Here is a 21,886-nt window from a genome sequence, read left to right as displayed (position 1 = left end):
CGTACGGACCAACCTTACGGCTTTTCGGCGGCCCGTCCGCAGCCCCCGGACGTCCCCGAAAACCCGTGCGGCCTTGATCGACTACCCAGGAACTCGCCTCCGCACACGGCGGTCTCACTCCTCCCAGAGGGTGCTCGGCGCCTCCCTCCGTACCACCGGCGCGATCTCCTCGGCGAAGCGCTGGAGCGTCTCGGTCTGCTCGGCCGTGGACTGGCCGAAGGTGTCGACGGTGACGGACTGGAGGTCGTGCCCGTAGTGCTCGTGGTAGCCGAGGATCTTGTCGATGATCTGCTGCGGCGAACCGATCAGCTGGGGCCCGCCCGCGATCGCGTCCTCGATCGTGCGGAACGGGGTGTTGTAGCCGGCCTTCCCCTCCAGGTGCGGGCGGAAGCTCTGCCGCACCTTCGCCTCGTACAGGTCCCGGTAGCGGGTGACCGCCCGCTCGGCGGTGTCGGCGATGAGCAGCCCGCCCGAACCGGCCGCCACGCGCGCGTGGGCCGGGTCGTGCCCGTACTCCTCGAACTTCTCGCGGTAGTGGGCGATGAGCCGCGCGTACGCCTCCCTCGGCTGGATCGCGTTGGCGGTGAAGAGCGGATCGCCGTGCCGTGCCGCGAGCTCGGGGGAGTTGAGGCTGGTGGCCGAGCCGTGCCAGATCCGCGGCGGACCGGCGTACGGGCGCGGCACCGTGGTGACGTTCTTCAGCGGCGGCCGGAACTCGCCCTCCCAGTCGACGCCCTCCTCCGACCAGAGGCGGCGGAGCAGCTCGTACTTCTCCTTCTGGAGGTCCCACTGCCGCTCCTCGTCCAGCCCGAAGAGGTCGAAGTGACCGGCCTCCGCGCCCTTGCCGACGACGAGTTCGAGCCGGCCGTGGGAGAGCTGGTCGAGGGTGGCGTAGTCCTCGGCGACGCGGACGGGATCGAGGATCGCGACGACGGTGACGCCGGTGAGCAGCCGGATCCGGGTGGTACGCGCCGCCAGCGCGGCGAGCAGCACGGTCGGGGCCGAGGAGAGGAACGGGCCCGCGTGACGCTCGCCCACCGCGTACGCGTCGAAGCCGAGGCGTTCGGCGGTCTCGCCGAGCGTGACGACCTGCTCCAACCGGTCGGCGGCGGGGAGCAGTTCGCCGGTGAGCGGGTGCGGGGTGTGGTGGACGATCGAGAGGACCTGGAATTTCATGCGTCCACTCTGCGCGCGGAGTGTTGCGGCGGTGTGGACGGAGCGTGGCACGCGTGAGGGGCGGTCCCCGGGTCGGGAACCGCCCCTCCGTCCGCGGGAGTTACTTCCGCAGCATGGACTCGACACCGGCGCGGATCTCGTCCGTCGCCAGGCCTCGTATCGTCAGGGTCGTACGGCGGCGCAGCACGTCGTCCGCCGTCTCGGCCCACTCGTGGTCGCGGGCGTAGGCGACCTGCGCCCAGATCTCCGGGGCGTCCGGGTGGATCCGCCGGGCGAGCTCAGGGTTCTCGTTCGCCATGCGGGCGATGTCGAAGGAGAGCGAGCCGTAGTGCGTCGCCAGGTGCCTGGCGGTGTCGGCGGCCATCCGCGGGCCGGGCGCCGGACCGTCGGAGAGCAGTCGGTGCGTGACCGCGTTCGGGTTGGCGATACCGGGCAGCGGGAGCCGCTTCGGCAGCGTGGAGACCGACTCGTAGTCGTCGCCCAGCGGGTGGCCGGGGAGGGCCTCCAGCTTCTTCATCACCGTACGGCCGATGTGGCGGAAGGTCGTCCACTTGCCGCCGGCCACCGACAGCATGCCGCCGCGGCCCTCGGTGACGACCGTTTCGCGCTTGGCCTTCGAGGTGTCGCCGGGACCGCCGGGAAGAACCCGGAGGCCCGCGAAGGCGTAGGTGATCAGATCGCGGGAGAGCTGCTGGTCGCGGATGGAGAACGCGGCCTCGTCCAGGATCTGGGCGGTGTCCTTCTCGGTGACCTCGACCTGGCCGGGGTCGCCCTCGTACTCCTCGTCGGTCGTGCCGAGGAGCAGCATGTCCTCCCAGGGGAGGGCGAAGGTGATGCGGTACTTGTCGATCGGGGTCGCCAGCGCGGCCTTCCACGGCGAGGTCCGCTTGAGGACCAGGTGCGCGCCCTTGGAGAGCCGGATGGAGGGGGCCGCGTTCGGGTCCTCCATCTTGCGCAGGTGGTCGACCCACGGGCCGGTCGCGTTCAGCACCAGGCGGGCGGTGACGCCGAACTCGTCGCCGCTCGTACGGTCCTTCAGCTCGGCGCCGGTGACCCGGCCCCGGGTGAAGCGCAGGCCGGTGACCTCGGCGTGGTTGAGGACGGTGGCCCCGGCGTCGACGGCGGCGCGGACCGTCATCAGCGCCATGCGGGCGTCGTTCATCTGGTCGTCGCCGTAGACGGCCACGGCCTTCAGGTCGTCCGTCCGCAGCTCGGGCACGTCCTGCGCGGCCTTGGCGGGGGAGAGCAGGTGCCCGACACCGTCACCGAAGGCGGACAGGGCGGAATACGCGAAGACGCCGGCGCCCAGCTTGGCCGCGCCGTGCGGGCCGCCCTTGTAGACGGGCAGGTAGAAGGTGAGCGGGTTGGCGAGGTGCGGTGCCACCTGGCGCGAGACCGCACGCCGCTCGAAGTGGTTCTCCGCCACCAGCTTCACCGCGCCGGTCTGCAGGTAGCGCAGACCGCCGTGGAGCAGCTTCGAGGAGGCGGAGGAGGTGGCGCCGGCGAAGTCGCCGGCGTCCACCAGGGCCACCCGCAGACCGGACTGCGCGGCGTGCCAGGCGGTGGAGATGCCCAGGATGCCGCCGCCGATGACCAGGAGGTCGTACGTCGCCTTGGAGAGCTGCTCCCGGGTCTCGGCGCGGCTCGGGAGGGAGCCGGACGCCGGGTGCGTCCCAAGGGCAGGGACGCTCTGCAGGGTGGTCATGTGTCTTACTCCTCGGATGCGTCGTCGAACCAGCCCATGGAGCGTTCAACGGCCTTGAGCCAGCTCTTGTACTCGCTGTCACGCCTGCCGGCGTCCATGCGAGGGGTCCATTCCGCCGCGCGGCGCCAGTTGGCGCGCAGGGCGTCGGTGTCCGGCCAGAAGCCGACGGCCAGGCCGGCGGCGTAGGCGGCACCGAGGCAGGTGGTCTCGGCGACCATCGGACGCACGACGGGCGCGTCCAGGAAGTCCGAGAGGGTCTGCATCAGCAGGTTGTTGGAGGTCATGCCGCCGTCGACCTTCAGCGCGGTCAGCTCGACGCCGGAGTCCTTCGTCATGGCGTCGGTGATCTCGCGGGTCTGCCAGGCGGTGGCCTCCAGGACGGCGCGGGCGATGTGCGCCTTGGTGACGTACCGGGTGAGGCCGGCGATCACACCGCGGGCGTCGGAGCGCCAGTACGGGGCGAACAGGCCGGAGAAGGCCGGCACGAAGTAGGCGCCGCCGTTGTCCTCGACCGAGGACGCGAGGGTCTCGATCTCGGCCGCGGACTTGATCAGGCCCATCTGGTCGCGCATCCACTGCACCAGCGAACCGGTGACGGCGATCGAGCCCTCCAGGGCGTAGACCGGCTTCTGGTCGCCGATCTGGTAGCCGACCGTGGTCAGCAGGCCGCTGTAGGAGTTGATGATCTTGTCACCGGTGTTCATCAGCATGAAGGTGCCGGTGCCGTACGTGGACTTGGCCTCGCCCTCGGCGAAACAGGTCTGGCCGAACAGGGCGGCCTGCTGGTCGCCGAGCGCGGAGGCGACCGGGACGCCGGCGAGGGCGCCGTCCTTGACGTGGCCGTAGACCTCGGCGGAGGACCGGATCTCGGGGAGGACGTTGAGGGGGACCCCCATCGACTCCGCGATCTTCTCGTCCCAGGCCAGCGTGTGCAGGTTCATCAGCATGGTGCGCGAGGCGTTGGTGACGTCGGTGACGTGCACGCCGCCGTCGGCGCCGCCCGTGAGGTTCCAGATGACCCACGAGTCCATGGTGCCGAAGAGGATGTCGCCGGCCTCGGCGCGCTCACGCAGGCCCTCGACGTTGTCGAGCATCCAGCGGATCTTCGGGCCGGCGAAGTAGCTCGCCAGCGGCAGGCCGGTCTCGCGGCGGAAGCGGTCCTGGCCGACGTTGCGACCGAGCTCCTTGCAGAGGGCGTCAGTGCGGGTGTCCTGCCAGACGAGGGCGTTGTGGACGGGCTCACCGGTGTTCTTGTCCCAGAGCAGCGTGGTCTCGCGCTGGTTGGTGATGCCGATCGCCTTGACGTCGGCGGAGGTGATGTTCGCCTTGCCGAGGGCGCCGGCGACGACCTCCTGGACGTTGGTCCAGATCTCGGCGGCGTCGTGCTCGACCCAGCCCGGCTTCGGGAAGATCTGCTCGTGCTCCTTCTGGTCGACCGAGACGATCCGGCCGTCCTTGTCGAAGACGATGCAGCGCGAGGAGGTGGTGCCCTGGTCGATGGCCGCGATGAAGGGGCCGGACGTGTGTGCGTCGGTCACGGTGTGCTCCAAGGAAGGTCTGGAAGAAGGACGGCTCAGGCGAACGCGATGTTGTAGATACCCGCCGCGATGGCTCCACCGATCAGCGGACCGGCGACCGGGATCCAGGCGTAGCTCCAGTCGGAGCCGCCCTTGTTCGGCAGCGGGAGCAGCGCGTGCACGATGCGCGGGCCGAGGTCACGGGCCGGGTTGATGGCGTAGCCGGTCGGGCCGCCGAGCGAGAGGCCGATGGAGACGACGACGAAGGCGGTGATGAGCGCGCCTATGACGCCGAGGCCCTTGCCGCTGTCGTTGAGGCCCTGCGTGAGCACCGCGAGGACCAGCACGACGGTGCCGATGACCTCGGTGGCCAGGTTCTGCCAGGTGTTCCGGATCTCGGGGCCGGTGGAGAAGACGCCGAGCACCGGGCCGGGGCCCTCGATCGGCTTCTCGCCGACGGTCTCCGGGTCCCTGAGGTGGGCCTGGAACTGTCCGTAGTAGGCCACCCAGACCAGCGCCGCGCCGATCATCGCGCCGAGCATCTGACCGGCGATGTAGACGGGGACGTTGTCCCACTCCCCGTCCTTGATCGCGATTCCGACCGTGACGGCGGGGTTCAGATGGGCGCCGGAGAGGGAAGCCGTCATGTAGACGGCCGTCATGACGGCGAAGCCCCACCCGAAGGTGATCGCGAGCCAGCCCGCATTGCGGGCCTTGGAGCTCTTGAGCGTGACGGCGGCACAGACACCGCCGCCGAGCAGGATGAGTACGGCGGTACCGATGGTCTCGCCGAGGAAGATGTCGGAGCTGGACACCCGCGACTCCTTTGTCCTTCGTCCAGGGGAAGGCGAACCCCGGGTCCCACCGGTGGTCCGCGCCCTCGTGTGAGGGCGTTACCGGCCCTTGGCACTGCCACACTCTAGCGTGTATTGCCGTTAGGTGTTCGACAATGCCGACCGGTGAACGGAAGTTTTGCCCCCGGGTTAACAGCACGTCAAGGGCCCGGGATGCGAAAAACCGCCGATAACGGGATCGTTACCGACGGGTTCGTGTGTACGGGTTCGTGTGCACGGCTTCGCGCGTACGGACTCGATCGCGCGGGCGGGCGCCCGGCGCTGTCAGAAGCGGCCGGCCCCCAGGTCCCGGGAGACCGCGCGGGCGCAGTCCCGCACCGCCGCCACCAGTTCGGGGCGCAGCTCCCCGCCCGGGCGGAGCCGCTCGACCGCGCCCGTGACCGCCACCGCGCCCACCGGCATCCGCCGCCGGTCGTGGATCGGCGCCGCCACCGAGGCCACGCCCTCCCAGGTCTCCTCCACGTCCTCCGCCCAGCCCTTGGCGCGCGCCAGGTCGAGCAGCGACTCGAAGGCGCCGAGCTCGGTGGTCGTCCGGGGCGTGAACGCCTCCCGCTCGACCTCCAGCACCTCGCTGTGGGCCACCGGGTCGTAGGCCGAGAGGACCTTCCCGAGCGCGGTGGAGTGCAGCGGCTGCATGGCCCCCACCTCCAGGACCTGGCGGCTGTCGTCCGGCCGGAAGACGTGGTGCACGATCAGGACGCCGCGCTGGTGCAGCACCCCCAGGTGCACGCTCTCGCCGCTCGACCGCGCGAGGTCGTCCGTCCAGACGAGGGCGCGGGCCCGCAGCTCGTGCACGTCCAGATAGCTGTTGCCGAGCCGCAGCAGCTCCGCCCCCAGCTGGTAGCGGCCCGAGGCCGCCTCCTGCTCCACGAAGCCCTCCGCCTGGAGGGTGCGCAGGATCCCGTGCGCCGTGCCCTTCGCGAGCCCCAGGGTGGACGCGATGTCGGACAGGCCGAGCCGGCGCTCGCCGCCCGCGAGCAGTCGCAGCATCGCCGCCGCCCGTTCAAGCGACTGGATGTTCTTCGCCATCGCCCGACCCTTCTCCCTCTTACGCTGTTCGACAATGCTGAACACTATCGGTCGATGCCGACCTTGGCTCACACATGACAGTGTCCGTCAAGAACGGGCCTTACCGGGAGTCCCCGCACACAGGATGCCGTCCGCCCCGTGGGACACCATGTCCACCCCGGGCCAAGCACGGTTACGCTGACCCCGTGCACCCTCCGCCGAGAGTGCAAAGCCGACAGCCGTCGCATCCCAGGGAGCTCATCCATGGCCTCGTTGCCGACCCCTTCCGCTGACAGCCGGACCCGCGCCGCAGCCCTCCGTGAGGCACTCGCCAGCCGAGTGGTCGTCGCCGACGGTGCCATGGGCACCATGCTCCAGGCACAGGACCCCACCCTCGAGGACTTCCAGGACCTCGAAGGCTGCAACGAGATCCTGAACGTGACCCGCCCCGACATCGTCCGCTCGGTCCACGAGGCGTACTTCGAGGTCGGCGTCGACTGCGTCGAGACGAACACCTTCGGCTCCAACCACTCGGCGGCCGGCGAGTACGAGATCGCCGACCGCATCTACGAGCTCTCCGAGTCCGGCGCCCGGATCGCCCGCGAGGTCGCCGACGAGTTCGGCGCCAAGGACGGCCGCCAGCGCTGGGTGCTGGGCTCCATCGGTCCGGGCACCAAGCTCCCGTCGCTCGGTCACATCGCGTACGACGTGCTGCGCGACGGCTACCAGAAGAACGCCGAGGGCCTGCTGGCCGGCGGTGCGGACGCCCTGATCGTCGAGACGACCCAGGACCTGCTGCAGACCAAGTCGAGCCTCATCGGCGCCCGCCGCGCGATGGACGCCCTGGGCGTCGACGTGCCCCTCATCTGTTCGCTCGCCTTCGAGACCACGGGCGTCATGCTGCTGGGCTCGGAGATCGGCGCCGCGCTGACCGCCCTGGAGCCGCTCGGCATCGACATGATCGGCCTGAACTGCTCCACCGGTCCTGCCGAGATGAGCGAGCACCTCCGCTACCTCGCCCGCCACTCGCGTACGCCCCTGATGTGCATGCCGAACGCGGGCCTGCCCGTGCTCACCAAGGACGGCGCGTACTTCCCGCTGACGCCGCCGGAGATGGCCGACGCCCAGGAGAACTTCGTCCGCGACTACGGCCTGTCGCTGATCGGCGGCTGCTGCGGCTCGACGCCCGAGCACCTGCGCCACGTCGTCGAGCGGGTGCGGGGCGTCACGCCCCCCGAGCGCACGCCCCACCCCGAGCCCGGCGCCGCCTCGCTCTACCAGACGGTCCCGTTCCGCCAGGACACCGCGTACATGGCGATCGGCGAGCGGACGAACGCCAACGGCTCCAAGAAGTTCCGCGAGGCCATGCTCGAGGCCCGCTGGGACGACTGCGTCGAGATGGCCCGCGACCAGATCCGCGAGGGCGCGCACATGCTCGACCTCTGCGTGGACTACGTCGGCCGCGACGGCGTCGCCGACATGGAGGAGCTGGCCGGCCGCTTCGCCACCGCCTCCACCCTGCCGATCGTCCTCGACTCCACCGAGGTCGACGTCATCCAGGCCGGTCTCGAGAAGCTCGGCGGCCGGGCCGTCATCAACTCCGTCAACTACGAGGACGGCGACGGCCCCGAGTCCCGCTTCGCGAAGGTCACCCGGCTGGCGCAGGAGCACGGCGCGGCGCTCATCGCCCTCACCATCGACGAGGAGGGCCAGGCCCGTACCGTCGAGCACAAGGTCGCCATCGCCGAGCGGCTCATCGACGACCTCACCGGCAACTGGGGCATCCACGAGTCGGACATCCTCATCGACACCCTGACCTTCACGATCTGCACCGGTCAGGAGGAGTCGCGCAAGGACGGCATCGCCACGATCGGGGCGATCCGCGAGCTGAAGCGGCGCCACCCGGACGTCCAGACCACGCTGGGCCTGTCCAACATCTCCTTCGGCCTCAACCCGGCCGCGCGCATCCTCCTCAACTCGGTCTTCCTCGACGAGTGCGTGAAGGCCGGCCTCGACTCGGCGATCGTGCACGCCTCGAAGATCCTGCCGATCGCCCGCTTCGACGACGAGCAGGTCACGACGGCCCTCGACCTGATCTACGACCGCCGCGCCGAGGGCTACGACCCGCTGCAGAAGCTGATGGCGCTCTTCGAGGGCGTCAACACCAAGTCGATGAAGGCCGGCAAGACCGAGGAGCTCCTCGCGCTGCCGCTCGACGAGCGGCTGAAGCGCCGGATCATCGACGGCGAGAAGAACGGCCTGGAGGCGGACCTCGACGAGGCCCTCACCGAGCGCCCCGCCCTCGACATCGTCAACGAGACCCTGCTCGACGGCATGAAGACCGTCGGCGAGCTCTTCGGCTCCGGCCAGATGCAGCTGCCGTTCGTGCTCCAGTCCGCCGAGGTCATGAAGACCGCGGTCGCCCACCTCGAACCGCACATGGAGAAGTCCGACGCCGAGGGGAAGGGCACCATCGTCCTCGCGACGGTCCGCGGCGACGTCCACGACATCGGCAAGAACCTCGTCGACATCATCCTCTCCAACAACGGCTACAACGTCGTCAACATCGGCATCAAGCAGCCCGTCTCCGCGATCCTGGAAGCCGCCGAGGAGCACAAGGCCGACGTCATCGGCATGTCCGGTCTCCTCGTCAAGTCCACCGTGATCATGAAGGAGAACCTGCAGGAGCTGAACCAGCGCGAGCTGGCCGCCAAGTACCCCGTGATCCTCGGCGGCGCCGCCCTCACCCGGGCCTACGTCGAGCAGGACCTCCACGAGATCTACCAGGGCGAGGTGCGGTACGCCCGCGACGCCTTCGAGGGCCTGCGCCTCATGGACGCCCTCATCTCCGTCAAGCGCGGTGTCCCCGGAGCCGCGCTCCCCGAGCTCAAGCCGCGCCGCGTCGCCCAGCGCACGGCGACACCGGGGGGTCCGGTCCTCCAGGTGGAGGAGCCGGAGGAGCCCGGCGGCCGCTCCGACGTGGCCGTCGACAACCCCGTCCCCACCCCGCCGTTCTGGGGCACCCGCGTGATCAAGGGCATCCCGCTCAAGGACTACGCCTCCTGGCTCGACGAGGGCGCCCTCTTCAAGGGCCAGTGGGGCCTCAAGCAGGCCCGCGCGGGCGGGGCCACGTACGAGGAGCTCGTCGAGAGCGAGGGCCGGCCGCGCCTGCGGGGCCTCCTGGAGAAGCTGCACACCGAGAACCTGCTCGAAGCGGCCGTGGTCTACGGATACTTCCCGTGCGTCTCCAAGGGCGAGGACCTGATCATCCTCGACGAGGCGGGCAACGAGCGGACCCGCTTCACCTTCCCCCGCCAGCGCCGGGGCCGCCGTCTGTGCCTCGCGGACTTCTTCCGCCCGGAGGAGTCCGGCGAGACCGACGTCGTCGGCCTCCAGGTGGTCACCGTCGGGTCGAAGATCGGCGAGGCCACGGCCAAGCTCTTCGCGTCCGACTCCTACCGCGACTACCTGGAGCTGCACGGCCTGTCCGTCCAGCTCGCCGAGGCCATGGCCGAGTACTGGCACGCCCGGGTCCGCGCCGAGCTCGGATTCGGCGGCGAGGACCCGGCCAAGGTCGAGGACATGTTCGACCTCAAGTACCGGGGCGCGCGCTTCTCCCTCGGATACGGCGCCTGCCCCGACCTGGAGGACCGCGCGAAGATCGCGGACCTGCTGCGGCCGGAGCGGATCGGCGTGCACCTGTCGGAGGAGTTCCAGCTCCACCCCGAGCAGTCGACCGACGCCATCGTGATCCACCATCCCGAGGCGAAGTACTTCAACGCACGGTGACCGCCCTACGCAAATCTCGGCGTCCTGACTGATCGAGACGTAGACTTGTCGGTCCAGTGCAGGCCGGTCTTCCTCCCCGTACCGGGGAGGGGGGCCGGCCTTCTCGTCCCTCCAAGGAAGGTGTGCCGGATGACCAGTACGGTCCCCGCGTCCCTGTTCCGCACGAACGGAAGCTCCGCGCTGCAGGCAGTCTTCCTCGACATGGACGGGACCCTCGTCGACACGGAGGGGTTCTGGTGGGACGCCGAGGTCGAGGCCTTCGCCGACCTCGGGCACCGACTGGACGAGGCCTGGCGGGACATCGTCGTGGGCGGCCCGATGACCCGCAGCGCGGGCTACCTCATCGAGTCCACCGGGGCCGACATCACCCTCGAGGAGCTGACCGTCCTGCTCAACGAGAAGTTCACGCAGCGCATCGAGCGGGGCGTCCCGCTCATGCCCGGCGCCGAGCGCCTCCTCGCCGAGCTGGCCCGGCACAACATCCCCACCGCCCTGGTCTCCGCCTCGCACCGGCAGATCATCGACCGGATCCTGGTCTCGCTCGGCCGGGACCGCTTCGCGCTCACCGTCGCCGGGGACGAGGTCGTCCGTACCAAGCCGCACCCCGAGCCCTACCTGACGGCCGCGCGCGGCGTGGGCGCCGACCCGGCCCTGTGCGCCGTCATCGAGGACACGGCGACCGGTGTGGCGGCCGCGGAGGCGGCTGGCTGCCGGGTCGTCGCGGTGCCCTCCGTCGCCCCGATCGCACCCTCCCCGGGCCGGGTCGTCGTGCGTTCCCTGGAAGAAGTCGACGTGCCCTTCCTGCGCACATTGATCACCGGGATTTGAGCTTCGTCTGAGCTTTCCGGACTGAATGCGCTTTCACGCGCAGAAATCACCCAGGCCATTCACCGATAAAGCCCCCACGTGACCTTCGTCACGCAGAGTGCCCGACGGTGGGTGGCCTGAGTGCGTCCCATGCCCGGAATCTTCCGGTTTCGGTGATCCCATGTGTCCCGGTTCGGTGGCCCACGTCCGCATCGCGGCACCGCATGACTATCGAGTCTTCCGTATTCATGATCACCGTGCGATTACCCCGAGCCTGCCCGCGGTCGGGCAATAGCGGTGGCGCCCACTAATCTTTCGCGAGTACTTCGCCGCATAACCGCGTGCACCGGCGCACACCCAAGTCGCCGTGAACACAGGACCGATCGCAACACCCGGCCCGATCGCTCCCGCCCCGACCGGGCGGCCGGCGGCGGAGTGTCCACAGACCGCTGTATCCCAGTGCCGGATGAGGAGAACGTCCCTGATGAACCGCAAGACCCTGGTGCTGCCCGCCGCGGCCGTACTGCTGACCCCCCTGCTCGCCGCGTGTGGCGGAGCGGAGGACAGCAGAGCGATCGTCGTCGGCACCACGGACCAGTTCATCGCGACCGAGGACGCCCCCGCCCCCCTCGACCCGGCCTTCGCCTACGACACCGGGACCTGGAACATCCTGCGGCAGACGGTCCAGACCCTGCTGCACGTGCCTCGCGGCGGCGGTGAGCCCGTCCCCGAGGCCGCCGAGATCTGCGGCTTCTCCGACAAGGCCAGCGAGAGCTACCGCTGCAAGCTCCGCCCCGGCCTCACCTTCGCCGACGGCACGCCGGTCACCGCCGAGGACGTCAAGTACTCCATCGAGCGCGTGCTGAAGATCAAGTCGGACAACGGAACGGCCGCGCTCCTCTCCAACGTCGACACCGTCGAGACCAAGGGCGCCGCCGAGGTCGTCTTCCACCTCAAGGCCCCCGACGCCACCTTCCCGTACAAGCTCTCCACCCCGGTCGCCGGCATCCTCAGCAAGGACAAGTACGCCGCCGGGAAGCTCCGTGACGGCTTCGACGTCGACGGCTCGGGCCCGTACACCATGAAGGTCGAGCGCGAGGGCGAGAAGGCCGCCCGCTTCGTCTTCACCAGGAACCCGAAGTACAAGGGCGACATCGTCCCGCGGAACGACAAGGTCGAGCTGCGCGCGTTCGCCGACGCCGGCGCCATGGGCAAGGCCCTGGAGAGCGACGACATCGACATGATGGCCCGCTCCCTGTCGCAGAAGCAGATCAAGGACCTCACCGAGACCCCCAAGGAACGCATCCGCGTCACCGAGGTCCCCGGCCTGGAGATCCGCTACCTCGGCTTCAACACCAAGGCCCCCTCCGTCAAGGAGAAGGCGGTACGCCAGGCCATGGCCGCCGTCGTCGACCGGGGCGCCCTCGTCAACGGCGTCTACGGCCCCACCGCCGAGCCGCTGTACTCGCTGATCCCCTCCAGCATCACCGGCCACGCGACCCCCTTCTACGACACGTACGGCGACCCCGACGCCGGCCGCGCCGCCAAGATCCTCAAGGACGCCGGCGTCAAGACCCCGGTCAAGGTGACCCTGAACTACACCACCGACCACTACGGCGCCGAGACCGCCCAGGAGTTCGAGGCGCTCAAGAAGCAGCTCGTCTCCAGCGGACTCTTCGACGCCACCACCCGCGGCGCGGAGTGGTCCACCTTCCGCCCGGCCCAGAAGCGCGGCGACTACGCCGTCTACGGCCTCGGCTGGTTCCCGGACTTCCCGGACCCGGACAACTACGTCGCTCCCTTCCTCGACAGCGACAACTTCCTCAACACCCCGTACGTCAACAAGGTCGTCCGCGACCAGCTCATCCCGCGGTCGCGCCGCCAGGCCGACCGCACCGCCGCGAGCCCCGTCTACGCGCAGATCCAGAAGATCGTCGCCGAGGACGTGCCCGTCCTGCCGCTGTGGCAGGGCAAGCAGTACGTCGCCGCGCGCGACGACCTCACCGGAGTCGAGTACGCGCTCAACACCTCGTCCGACCTGCTGCTCTGGGAACTGGGCCGCGGCACCGCATAACCCCCCTCGACTGGATCGGTTACACCGGCCGCGCACCAGCGCGCGGCCGGCCTGGCAAGAGATCAAGAGGCAAGTTCTGTGAAGGCACACAACAAGTGGCTGACGGCCCCGCTCGCCGCGGGGCTGTCCGCCGCCCTCCTCAGCGGCTGCGGCACCGAGCAGGGCGGAGGCTCCGGCTCCGGCGACGGCATACGCGTCGGAATGTCCGACGAGATCCTCGCCACCGACCCGGCGGCCGGCTACGACCCCGGCTCCTGGCTGCTGTTCAACAACGTCTTCCAGTCCCTGCTGGCCTTCCCCAAGGGAGGCTCGGAGCCCGAGCCCGAGGCCGCCGACAAGTGCGGTTTCTCCGCGGGCAGCAAGGTCTACACCTGCACCCTCCGGGACGGTCTCACCTTCTCCAACGGCAACCCGCTCACCTCGAAGGACGTCAAGTTCTCCTTCGAGCGGGCCCTGGAGATCGCCGACCCGTCCGGTCCCGCGCCGCTGCTCTCCACGATCGCCTCCATCGAGACCCCCGACGAGCGGACCGTCATCTTCCGCCTCAAGGTCCCGGACGCCACCTTCCCCAGCAAGATCGCCTCCGGCGCCGGCTCCATCGTGGACCACCGCGACTACCCCGCCGACGCCCTGCGCACCGACGGCAAGGCCACCGGCTCCGGCCCCTACAAGCTGGACTCCATCAGCGAGACCGAGGCCGGCTTCTCCGCCAACTCCGGCTACAAGGGCAACGCCAAGCCCAAGAACGGCGGAGTCACCCTCAAGCTCTACGGCGGCGACCGCACGGCCCTCTCCAAGGCCCTCGCCGACGGCGAGGTCGACGTCGCCTACCGAGGCCTCTCCGCCGACGACATCGCCACCCTCGAAACCTCCGAGACCACCGACGACCGGGGCATCGAGGTCACGCAGGGCAGCAGCGCCGAGGTCCAGCACCTCGTCTTCAACGTGAAGGACCCCGTCGTCGGCAAGCTCGGTGTCCGCCGGGCCATCGCCCACCTCGTCAACCGCGAGGCCCTCGTCGAGGACGTCTACAAGTCGACGGCCACGCCGCTCTACTCGATCGTCCCGGCGGGCGTCGCCGGCCACAACACCGCCTTCTTCGACACCTACGGCAGCCCCGACAAGGCCAAGGCGAAGAAGGCCCTGCGCGACGCCGACATCACCGGCAAGGTGAAGCTCACCCTCTGGTCCACGCCCAGCCGCTACGGCCCGGCCACCGACCAGGAGTTCAAGGCCATCGCCGGCCAGCTCAACGCCAGCGGCCTCTTCGAGGCCGACGTGAAGTCCGTCGCCTTCGACCAGTACGAGAAGGACATCGCCGCCGGCAAGTACGGCGTCTACGTCAAGGGCTGGGTCCCCGACTACCCCGACGCCGACAACTTCACCGCCCCCTTCTTCGGCGAGGGCAACGTCCTCGGCAACCAGTACGGGAACGCCACCATCACCGGCGACATCCTCCCGAAGACCGCCGCCCTCGCCGACCGCTCCGCCACCGCCGACGAGTACGGCCGGCTCCAGGACATCGTCGCCGAGGAACTCCCGGTCCTCCCGCTCTGGCAGGGCAAGCAGTACGCCGTCGCCCGCGACGACGTCACCGGCCTCGAATGGACCCTCGACGCCTCCACCGTCTTCCGCTTCTGGGAGCTGAAGAAGGGCTGAGACACCCCCTCGGGAGTACGGCGGAGGGGCCCGGCGCGCGACACGCGCACCGGGCCCCTCCGCCGTACCGTCCGTCGTCGGCGCTACTGATTGCCGCCGGGCCGCACCAGACCGCTCTCGTACGCGTACACCGCGGCCTGCACCCGGTCCCGCAGTCCCAGCTTCGTCAGCACATGGCCCACGTGCGTCTTCACCGTCGTCTCGCTGACGAACAGATCCGCCGCGATCTCCGCGTTCGACAAGCCCCGCGCCACCAGCTTCAGCACCTCGACCTCACGATCGGTCAAGGTGCCCAGGGTGTCCGGCACCTGCTCCTCGCCCGTCGGCAGATGCGCCGAGTACTTGTCGAGCAGCCGACGCGTGATCGACGGCGCCAGCATCGCCTCACCGGCCGCCACCACCCGGATCGCCTGCACCAGCTCGGTCGCAGGGGCGTCCTTCAGCAGGAAGCCGCTCGCCCCCGCCCGCAGCGCCTCCACCACGTACTCGTCCAGATCGAACGTGGTCAGCACCAGCACCTTCGCCGGACCGTCCCGACCCGGACCCGTGATCTGCCGGGTCGCCTCCACGCCGTCCATCCGCGGCATGCGGATGTCCATCAGCACCACGTCCGGCTGCAGCGCGCGCACCTGGTCCTGCGCCTGGAGACCGTCACCGGCCTCGCCCACCACAGCGATGTCCTGCTCCGCCTCCAGAATCATCCGGAAGCCGGTGCGCAGCAGCGGCTGATCGTCGACCAGGAGGACGCGGATCGTCACAAGGGCTCCTTCACGGGGCGGGCTGAGCTCAGGAATGGGCTGCCGTCACGGTGCCGGCGGCGCCAGGTCCATTCTGCCCTGCCCCGATTCACCCGACTCCGGCGGGCGCGCGGAAACGATCTTCAGCGGATACACCGGGGGAGTCCCGCCGAACTCCGGACAGACCTCCTGATGGTCGCACCAGCCGCAGAGCTTCGTCGGCCGCGGCCGCCAGTCGCCCGTCTCCGTCGCCAGCCGGATCGCGTCCCACAGCGCCAGGAGCTTCCGCTCCACCCGCAACAGGTCCGCCTCCACCGGGTCGTACGTCAGCACGTCCCCACTGCCCAGGTAGACCAGCTGCAACCGCCGCGGCAGCACCCGCTTCAGCCGCCAGACCACCAGCGCGTAGAACGTCATCTGGAACAGCGCGCCCTCGCGGTACTCGGGCCGGGGCGCCTTGCCCGTCTTGTAGTCGACGATCCGCACGTCACCCGAAGGCGCCACGTCGACCCGGTCGATCACCCCGCGCAGCCGCAGCCCCGAGTCCAGCTCCGTCTCCACGAACAGCTCGCGCTCGGCCGGCTCCAGACGCGTCGGATCCTCCAGCGTGAACCACCGCTCGACCAGCCGCTCCGCCTCACCGAGCCAGCCCGCGAGCCGCTCCCCGTCCGGATCCTCCGAGAACAGCTCGCCCAGCTCCGGCTTGGACTCCAGGAGCCGCTCCCACTGCCCCGGAACCATCGCCTTCGCCCGCGGCGCCGTCCGCTCCGCCGCCGCGTCGTCGAAGAGCCGCTCGAGCACCGCGTGCACCAGCGTGCCCCGCGTCGCCGCCGCACTCGGCTTCTCCGGCAGCCGGTCGATCACCCGGAACCGGTACAGCAGCGGACACTGCATGAAATCGCTCGCCCGCGACGGCGACAACGACATGGGCGCCCGGGGCTCCGCCGGCACCTGCTCGCTCGTACTCATGACTCAGACCCTACGACCCGCGACCGACAGCGAGCGGAATACCATCGACCTGGGACCCCGTCGCACTGCATGATCGAACCGTGACGCACCGACGTGGGTCACCCGTCGCGACGAAAGGAACCCGTGAACCAGGACGAGCCCAAGCCGCAGCGGACCGAGGAGCCCGGCGGCGGGATCCTCATGGGCCGCCCCTTCGGCGTGCCCGTCTACGTCGCACCCAGCTGGTTCCTGGTCGCCGCCCTCATCACCTGGGTCTTCGGCGACCAGATCGAACGGGTCCTGCCCGAACTCGGCGCCGCCCGCTACCTCGTCTCCCTCTTCTTCGCCGTCGCCTTCTACGCCTCCGTGCTCGTCCACGAACTGGCCCACACGATCGCCGCGCTCCGGTTCAAACTGCCCGTGCGCCGCATCCAGCTCCAGTTCTTCGGCGGCGTCTCCGAGATCGAGAAGGAGACCGAGACCCCCGGCCGCGAGTTCGTCCTCGCCTTCGTCGGCCCCCTCCTCTCCCTCGTCCTCGCCGGCGTGTTCTATCTCTCCCTCTACGCCGTCGAGCCCGGCACCGTCCCCGGTGTCCTCCTCGCCGGCCTGATGATCTCCAACCTGATCGTCGCGATCTTCAACCTGCTCCCCGGCCTCCCCCTCGACGGCGGCCGCATGCTCCGCGCCGTCATCTGGAAGATCACCGGCAAGCCCATGAGCGGCACCGTCGCCGCCGCCTGGGTCGGCCGCGCCCTCGCCGTCCTCGTCCTCATCGGCCTGCCCCTGCTCACCCGCACCGGCTTCCTCGGCAACTCCACCGACGACATCAGCGGCCTCGACACCGTCACCGACGCCCTGCTCGCCGCCATCCTGGCCGCGATCATCTGGACCGGCGCCGGCAACAGCCTCCGCATGGCCCGACTGCGCGAGCACCTCCCCGAGCTCCGCGCCCGCACCCTCACCCGGCGCGCCATCCCCGTCGAACCCGTCACCCCGCTCTCCGAGGCCCTCCGCCGCGCCAACGAGGCCGGCGCCCGCGCCCTCGTCGTCGTCGACGCCGGCGGCGACCCCACCGGCATCGTTCGCGAGGCCGCCATCGCCGCCGTCCCCCAGCACCGCCGCCCCTGGGTCGCCGTCAGCGCCCTCGCCCAGGACCTCGCCGACGGCATGCGCGTCCCCGCGGAGCTCACCGGCCAGCCCCTCCTCGACCACCTCCGCGCCAGCCCGGCCACCGAGTACCTGGTCGTCGAGGAGACCGGGGAGATCTACGGCGTCCTCGCCACCACCGACGTCGAGCGCGCCTTCGTCCGGGCCATGGCGCGACCGTCTTCGTAACCCCGGTACTCTGTTCACATGTCCGAACCGACCGGTGCCGCCCGCCGACGCGGGCCCTTCAAGGTCGGGGACCAGGTTCAGCTGACCGACCCCAAGGGCCGTCACTACACGTTCACGCTCGAAGAGGGAAAGAACTTCCACACCCACAAGGGTTCTTTCCCGCACGACGAACTGATCGGCGCCCCCGAGGGCAGCGTTGTCCGCACCACCGGAAACGTCGCCTACCTCGCGTTGCGCCCCCTGCTCCCCGACTACGTCCTGTCCATGCCCCGCGGTGCCGCCGTGGTCTACCCCAAGGACGCGGGGCAGATCCTGGCCTTCGCCGACATCTTCCCCGGCGCGCGCGTCGTGGAAGCGGGAGTGGGCTCGGGCTCGCTGAGCAGCTTCCTCCTGCGCGCCATCGGAGACAGCGGCATGCTGCACTCCTACGAGCGCCGCGAGGACTTCGCCGAGATCGCGAAGGGCAACGTCGAGCGTTACTTCGGCGGCCCCCACCCGGCCTGGCAGCTGACCGTCGGCGACCTCCAGGACAACCTGTCCGACACGGACGTCGACCGCGTCATCCTGGACATGCTCGCTCCCTGGGAGTGCCTGGAGGCCGTCTCCAAGGCCCTCGTCCCCGGCGGCATCCTCTGCTGCTACGTGGCGACCACCACCCAGCTCGCGCGCACCGTGGAGTCCATCCGCGAGTTCGGCTGCTACGCCGAGCCGCAGCCCTGGGAGTCCATGATCCGTAACTGGCACGTCGAGGGTCTCGCCGTCCGGCCCGATCACCGCATGATCGGCCACACCGGCTTCCTCGTCACCGCCCGCCGCCTGGCGGACGGCGTCGAGCCCCCGATGCGCCGCCGCCGCCCCGCCAAGGGCGCGTACGGCGAGGACTACGAAGGCCCCAACAAGGGCTGAGTCCTGAAACGGGGCCCGCTCCCCGTACCGGTGCTGACGTCCGGAACCGGGGCTTGCGCCCCGTACGAGGGCTGACGTCCCGACACCCGCGCCGCGCCGCCGCCGAGTTCCCCGCCCACGCGAGGGAACTCGGCGGCGGCGTCCTCATGTTCGGGCTTCGGGGCGCGTGGCGAGCCCCGGCGCCGTGCGGCGAGCCCCCGCCTGTTCCGTCCCCCTGTGACGTGTGGCACGATGCCCGAAACCCTCCGCACAGCCCTACAGGAGACGTCTCGCGTGCAGCCCTCCGCCGCCCAGGACCCCGTGGATCTGCCGGATCTCGCGCACACCCACGCCAGGCCGGCGCACTGGCTGGCGACCGCCACCGCGACCGCCGCGGTCGTCGCCCTCGCCGGACTGCTCCAGCCCGGCCCGGCCGGAGCCACGGCGGCCCCCGCCGCCCCCCGTCCGGCGCCCGCTCCGGAGGCCGCCACGGCCGACTACCCCCTGGAGTGCGGGGGAGGCCCGCACAAGGTCGCGAAGCGCGTCTCCGGCGACCTCGACGGCGACGGGAACCCGGAGACCGTTGCGGTCGTGCACTGCGAAGCGGGCTCGGGCACGCCGCCGAGCGGCGTCTACGTCCTCACCCGCGGCAAGGGCACGGACGCCCCCGCGCGCGTGGTGGCCACGCTCGTCGCGCCGCGGCAGGGAAAGAACGTCACCGAGCTCGCCGTGCGCGGCGGAGCGGTGCACGCCACGCTGCTTGGCTACTCGTCCCCCGACGTACCCATGTGCTGCCCCGACGAGAAGGAGCAGGTCAGCTGGGCGTGGCAGGGGGGCGCCTTCGTCCGCGCCGCCCGTGCCGACGCGCGGAGCGCCTGACCCGTCACGCCGCGTCGGGGCCGTACACCTCGACCTTGTCGGCGACCCGGCGCACGTGGATGCAGTCGCCCGGGCACTCCTTCGCCGAGTCCACCACGTCCTGGAGCAGCGGCAGCGGCACCGGCGTCGTCGCCCCGCCGTCCTGGAGCAGCTCGTCGTCGGCGCTCTTCACATACGCGAGCCCGTCGATGTCCAGCTCGAAGACCTCGGGAGCGTACTGCGCGCAGATCCCGTCCCCGGTGCACAGGTCCTGGTCGATCCAGACCTCCAGCGCCTCTTCGACGCCCGTCGCCGGGGCCTCGTTCTGCACGGTCATTTCTCCTGCCGTTTCTGCTTCGCGCGGGTAAGTCGGGCCACCTCTGAAGGGTGTTGACCCATGACGACGATACAACCGCCCGCTTTCAGACGGCGAAAGGGTGGGTATTCCCCTGGCGAGAGGGGAAGCGCAAGGGTGAAGATCGGACACGGCCCGGAGTCTTTTTGATCTAGGGGTTTCAATCACCACCCACGCAGGTAGGGTCAGGAAGCGTCCAGCTCCCCTTGGAGGAGGTGAGGACCGTGGCAGCCCACGACGACGACATCAACCGCGGCATCCGGCCCGGGCGAGGGTCTGAGGACCCCGCCGGACAGGTTGCCTATCTCGAGCAGGAAATCGCCGTCCTGCGCCGCAAGCTCGCCGACTCTCCGCGACACACGAGGATTCTCGAAGAGCGGATCGTCGAGCTGCAGACGAACCTGGCCGGCGTGTCCGCGCAGAACGAGCGGCTCGCCAATACGCTCCGTGAGGCCCGCGACCAGATCGTGGCTCTCAAGGAGGAGGTCGACCGGCTCGCACAGCCGCCGGCCGGCTTCGGTGTCTTCCTGCAGGTCAACGAGGACGGCACGTGCGACATCTTCACCGGGGGCCGCAAGCTCCGGGTGAACGTGAGTCCCAGCGTCGAGCTCGAAGAGCTCCGGCGCGGCCAGGAAGTCATGCTCAACGAAGCGCTCAACGTGGTCGAGGCCATGGAGTTCGAGCGTGCCGGGGACATCGTCACCCTCAAGGAGATCCTCGAGGACGGCGAGCGCGCCCTGGTGGTCGGGCACACCGACGAGGAGCGGGTGGTGAGGCTCGCCGAGCCTCTGCTGGACGTCACCATCCGCCCCGGCGACGCCCTGCTGCTCGACGCCAGGTCGGGCTACGTCTACGAGGTCATCCCCAAGAGCGAGGTCGAAGAGCTCGTTCTGGAAGAGGTCCCGGACGTCGACTACGAGAAGATCGGCGGCCTGGGCAACCAGATCGAGCTGATCCGCGACGCGGTCGAGCTCCCGTACCTCTACCCCGACCTCTTCAAGGAGCACGAACTCCGACCGCCCAAGGGCATCCTGCTCTACGGGCCGCCGGGCTGCGGCAAGACGCTGATCGCGAAAGCCGTGGCCAACTCGCTGGCCAAGAAGGTCGCCGAGGTGACCGGCCAGCCCGCGGGGAAGTCCTACTTCCTCAACATCAAGGGACCCGAGCTCCTCAACAAGTACGTGGGCGAGACCGAGCGGCACATCCGCCTCGTCTTCCAGCGTGCGAGGGAGAAGGCGAGCGAGGGCACCCCCGTCATCGTCTTCTTCGACGAGATGGAATCCCTCTTCCGCACCCGCGGATCCGGTGTCAGCTCGGACGTGGAGAACACCATCGTCCCCCAGCTGCTCGCCGAGATCGACGGTGTGGAGGGCCTGGAGAACGTCATCGTCATCGGCGCCTCTAACCGCGAGGACATGATCGACCCCGCGATCCTGCGGCCCGGCCGGCTCGACGTCAAGATCAAGATCGAGCGTCCGGACGCGGAGGCCGCGAAGGACATCTTCGCGAAGTACCTCACGGCCACCCTGCCGCTCCACACGGACGACATCTCCGAGCACAGCGGCTCGAAGGCCGCCGCCGCCCACGGAATGATCCAGTCGGTCGTCGAGCAGATGTACGCGGAATCCGAGGAGAACCGCTTCCTCGAAGTCACGTACGCCAACGGCGACAAGGAAGTCCTCTACTTCAAGGACTTCAACTCCGGCGCGATGATCCAGAACATCGTCGACCGGGCCAAGAAGATGGCCATCAAGGCCTTCCTCGACCACAACCAGAAGGGCATCCGGGTCTCCCACCTCCTCCAGGCTTGCGTGGACGAGTTCAAGGAGAACGAGGACCTGCCCAACACCACCAACCCCGACGACTGGGCCAGGATCTCCGGAAAGAAGGGCGAGCGGATCGTCTTCATCCGCACGCTCGTCACCGGAAAGCAGGGCGCGGACACGGGACGCTCCATCGACACGGTGGCCAACACCGGTCAGTACCTGTAATACGCACACCGGCTGCGGATGTCCGGAAACCGGGCATCCGCAGCCGGTGTATTCCTTCCAGCGTTTCTCCCGGCAGCACGGGTTTCTCCCGGAAGTACGGGAAATACCGCAAGTGATCTCCCCACCAGCGCTGAGCCGCTCTAGGCTCTTCGGTAACGCCGAGTCGCGCACTGTGAGCGACGCCGGGC

16 protein-coding genes are annotated in these 21,886 nt (G+C 69.8%); 8 read left to right on the top strand and 8 right to left on the bottom strand.

Annotated features, from left to right (window positions below):
• Positions 1–114 precede the first annotated feature (114 nt).
• From ACFWWU_RS28670 to ACFWWU_RS28650, 5 genes are all read right to left on the bottom strand, one after another.
• A complete protein-coding gene (locus tag ACFWWU_RS28670; protein ID WP_384149200.1) occupies positions 115–1,176 on the bottom strand; it encodes an LLM class flavin-dependent oxidoreductase in 1,062 nt (353 codons plus the stop codon).
• A gap of 100 nt (positions 1,177–1,276) precedes the next feature.
• The gene (locus ACFWWU_RS28665) at positions 1,277–2,881 is read right to left on the bottom strand and encodes an FAD-dependent oxidoreductase (RefSeq protein WP_384149198.1); all 1,605 of its coding nucleotides are present in this window, start codon (positions 2,879–2,881) and stop codon (positions 1,277–1,279) included.
• Positions 2,882–2,886: 5 nt separating this feature from the next.
• Positions 2,887–4,419: a glycerol kinase GlpK gene (glpK, locus tag ACFWWU_RS28660; RefSeq protein ID WP_384149196.1), complete on the bottom strand. Its 1,533-nt coding sequence runs from the start codon at positions 4,417–4,419 to the stop codon at positions 2,887–2,889.
• Between the two features lie 35 nt (positions 4,420–4,454).
• A complete protein-coding gene (locus ACFWWU_RS28655; protein ID WP_384149194.1) occupies positions 4,455–5,213 on the bottom strand; it encodes an MIP/aquaporin family protein in 759 nt (252 codons plus the stop codon).
• 303 nt (positions 5,214–5,516) lie between these two features.
• On the bottom strand, positions 5,517–6,281 hold the full coding sequence (locus ACFWWU_RS28650; RefSeq protein ID WP_384149192.1) for an IclR family transcriptional regulator: 765 nt from the start codon (positions 6,279–6,281) through the stop codon (positions 5,517–5,519).
• A 243-nt stretch (positions 6,282–6,524) separates the two neighbouring features.
• Between ACFWWU_RS28650 and metH the strand changes: the two genes are divergently transcribed.
• The 4 genes from metH to ACFWWU_RS28630 all read left to right on the top strand — a co-directional run bounded on the left by metH (position 6,525) and on the right by ACFWWU_RS28630 (position 14,589).
• Positions 6,525–10,049, top strand: coding sequence for a methionine synthase (metH, locus tag ACFWWU_RS28645; protein ID WP_384149190.1), 3,525 nt, complete (start codon positions 6,525–6,527; stop codon positions 10,047–10,049).
• Positions 10,050–10,178: 129 nt separating this feature from the next.
• Positions 10,179–10,877 carry an HAD family hydrolase gene (locus ACFWWU_RS28640; protein ID WP_384149188.1) on the top strand — a complete coding sequence of 233 codons (699 nt, stop codon included), beginning with the start codon at positions 10,179–10,181 and terminating at the stop codon, positions 10,875–10,877.
• A 463-nt stretch (positions 10,878–11,340) separates the two neighbouring features.
• The gene (locus tag ACFWWU_RS28635) at positions 11,341–12,930 is read left to right on the top strand and encodes an ABC transporter substrate-binding protein (protein ID WP_384149186.1); all 1,590 of its coding nucleotides are present in this window, start codon (positions 11,341–11,343) and stop codon (positions 12,928–12,930) included.
• Between the two features lie 78 nt (positions 12,931–13,008).
• The gene (locus tag ACFWWU_RS28630; RefSeq protein ID WP_384149184.1) at positions 13,009–14,589 is read left to right on the top strand and encodes an ABC transporter substrate-binding protein; all 1,581 of its coding nucleotides are present in this window, start codon (positions 13,009–13,011) and stop codon (positions 14,587–14,589) included.
• 83 nt (positions 14,590–14,672) lie between these two features.
• Here ACFWWU_RS28630 and ACFWWU_RS28625 read toward each other — a convergent pair whose 3' ends face one another.
• Together ACFWWU_RS28625 and ACFWWU_RS28620 are read right to left on the bottom strand one after the other, a co-directional pair.
• Positions 14,673–15,347, bottom strand: a complete 675-nt coding sequence (locus tag ACFWWU_RS28625; RefSeq protein WP_384149182.1) for a response regulator — start codon at positions 15,345–15,347, stop codon at positions 14,673–14,675.
• Positions 15,348–15,392: 45 nt separating this feature from the next.
• A complete protein-coding gene (locus ACFWWU_RS28620; protein ID WP_384149180.1) occupies positions 15,393–16,295 on the bottom strand; it encodes a RecB family exonuclease in 903 nt (300 codons plus the stop codon).
• 180 nt (positions 16,296–16,475) lie between these two features.
• Here ACFWWU_RS28620 and ACFWWU_RS28615 point away from each other — a divergent pair, with 180 nt between their 5' ends.
• The 3 genes from ACFWWU_RS28615 (at position 16,476) to ACFWWU_RS28605 (ending at position 19,373) form a co-directional block, all read left to right on the top strand.
• Positions 16,476–17,609 (top strand): site-2 protease family protein, encoded by a 1,134-nt coding sequence (locus tag ACFWWU_RS28615; protein ID WP_384149232.1) that lies wholly within the window; start codon positions 16,476–16,478, stop codon positions 17,607–17,609.
• An 18-nt stretch (positions 17,610–17,627) separates the two neighbouring features.
• Positions 17,628–18,515 (top strand): tRNA (adenine-N1)-methyltransferase, encoded by an 888-nt coding sequence (locus ACFWWU_RS28610; RefSeq protein ID WP_015032448.1) that lies wholly within the window; start codon positions 17,628–17,630, stop codon positions 18,513–18,515.
• A 231-nt stretch (positions 18,516–18,746) separates the two neighbouring features.
• Positions 18,747–19,373 carry a hypothetical protein gene (locus ACFWWU_RS28605; RefSeq protein WP_384149177.1) on the top strand — a complete coding sequence of 209 codons (627 nt, stop codon included), beginning with the start codon at positions 18,747–18,749 and terminating at the stop codon, positions 19,371–19,373.
• A 4-nt stretch (positions 19,374–19,377) separates the two neighbouring features.
• Here ACFWWU_RS28605 and ACFWWU_RS28600 read toward each other — a convergent pair whose 3' ends face one another.
• A complete protein-coding gene (locus ACFWWU_RS28600) occupies positions 19,378–19,689 on the bottom strand; it encodes a ferredoxin (protein WP_384149175.1) in 312 nt (103 codons plus the stop codon).
• Positions 19,690–19,931: 242 nt separating this feature from the next.
• Between ACFWWU_RS28600 and arc the strand changes: the two genes are divergently transcribed.
• The gene (gene arc / locus ACFWWU_RS28595; RefSeq protein WP_384149173.1) at positions 19,932–21,698 is read left to right on the top strand and encodes a proteasome ATPase; all 1,767 of its coding nucleotides are present in this window, start codon (positions 19,932–19,934) and stop codon (positions 21,696–21,698) included.
• The last annotated feature ends 188 nt before the right edge of the window (positions 21,699–21,886 follow it).

The sequence above is a fragment of the Streptomyces sp. NPDC058650 genome (genome assembly GCF_042717315.1).
Taxonomy (GTDB): domain Bacteria; phylum Actinomycetota; class Actinomycetes; order Streptomycetales; family Streptomycetaceae; genus Streptomyces.
This window is presented reverse-complemented; position numbering and strand designations above follow the sequence as displayed.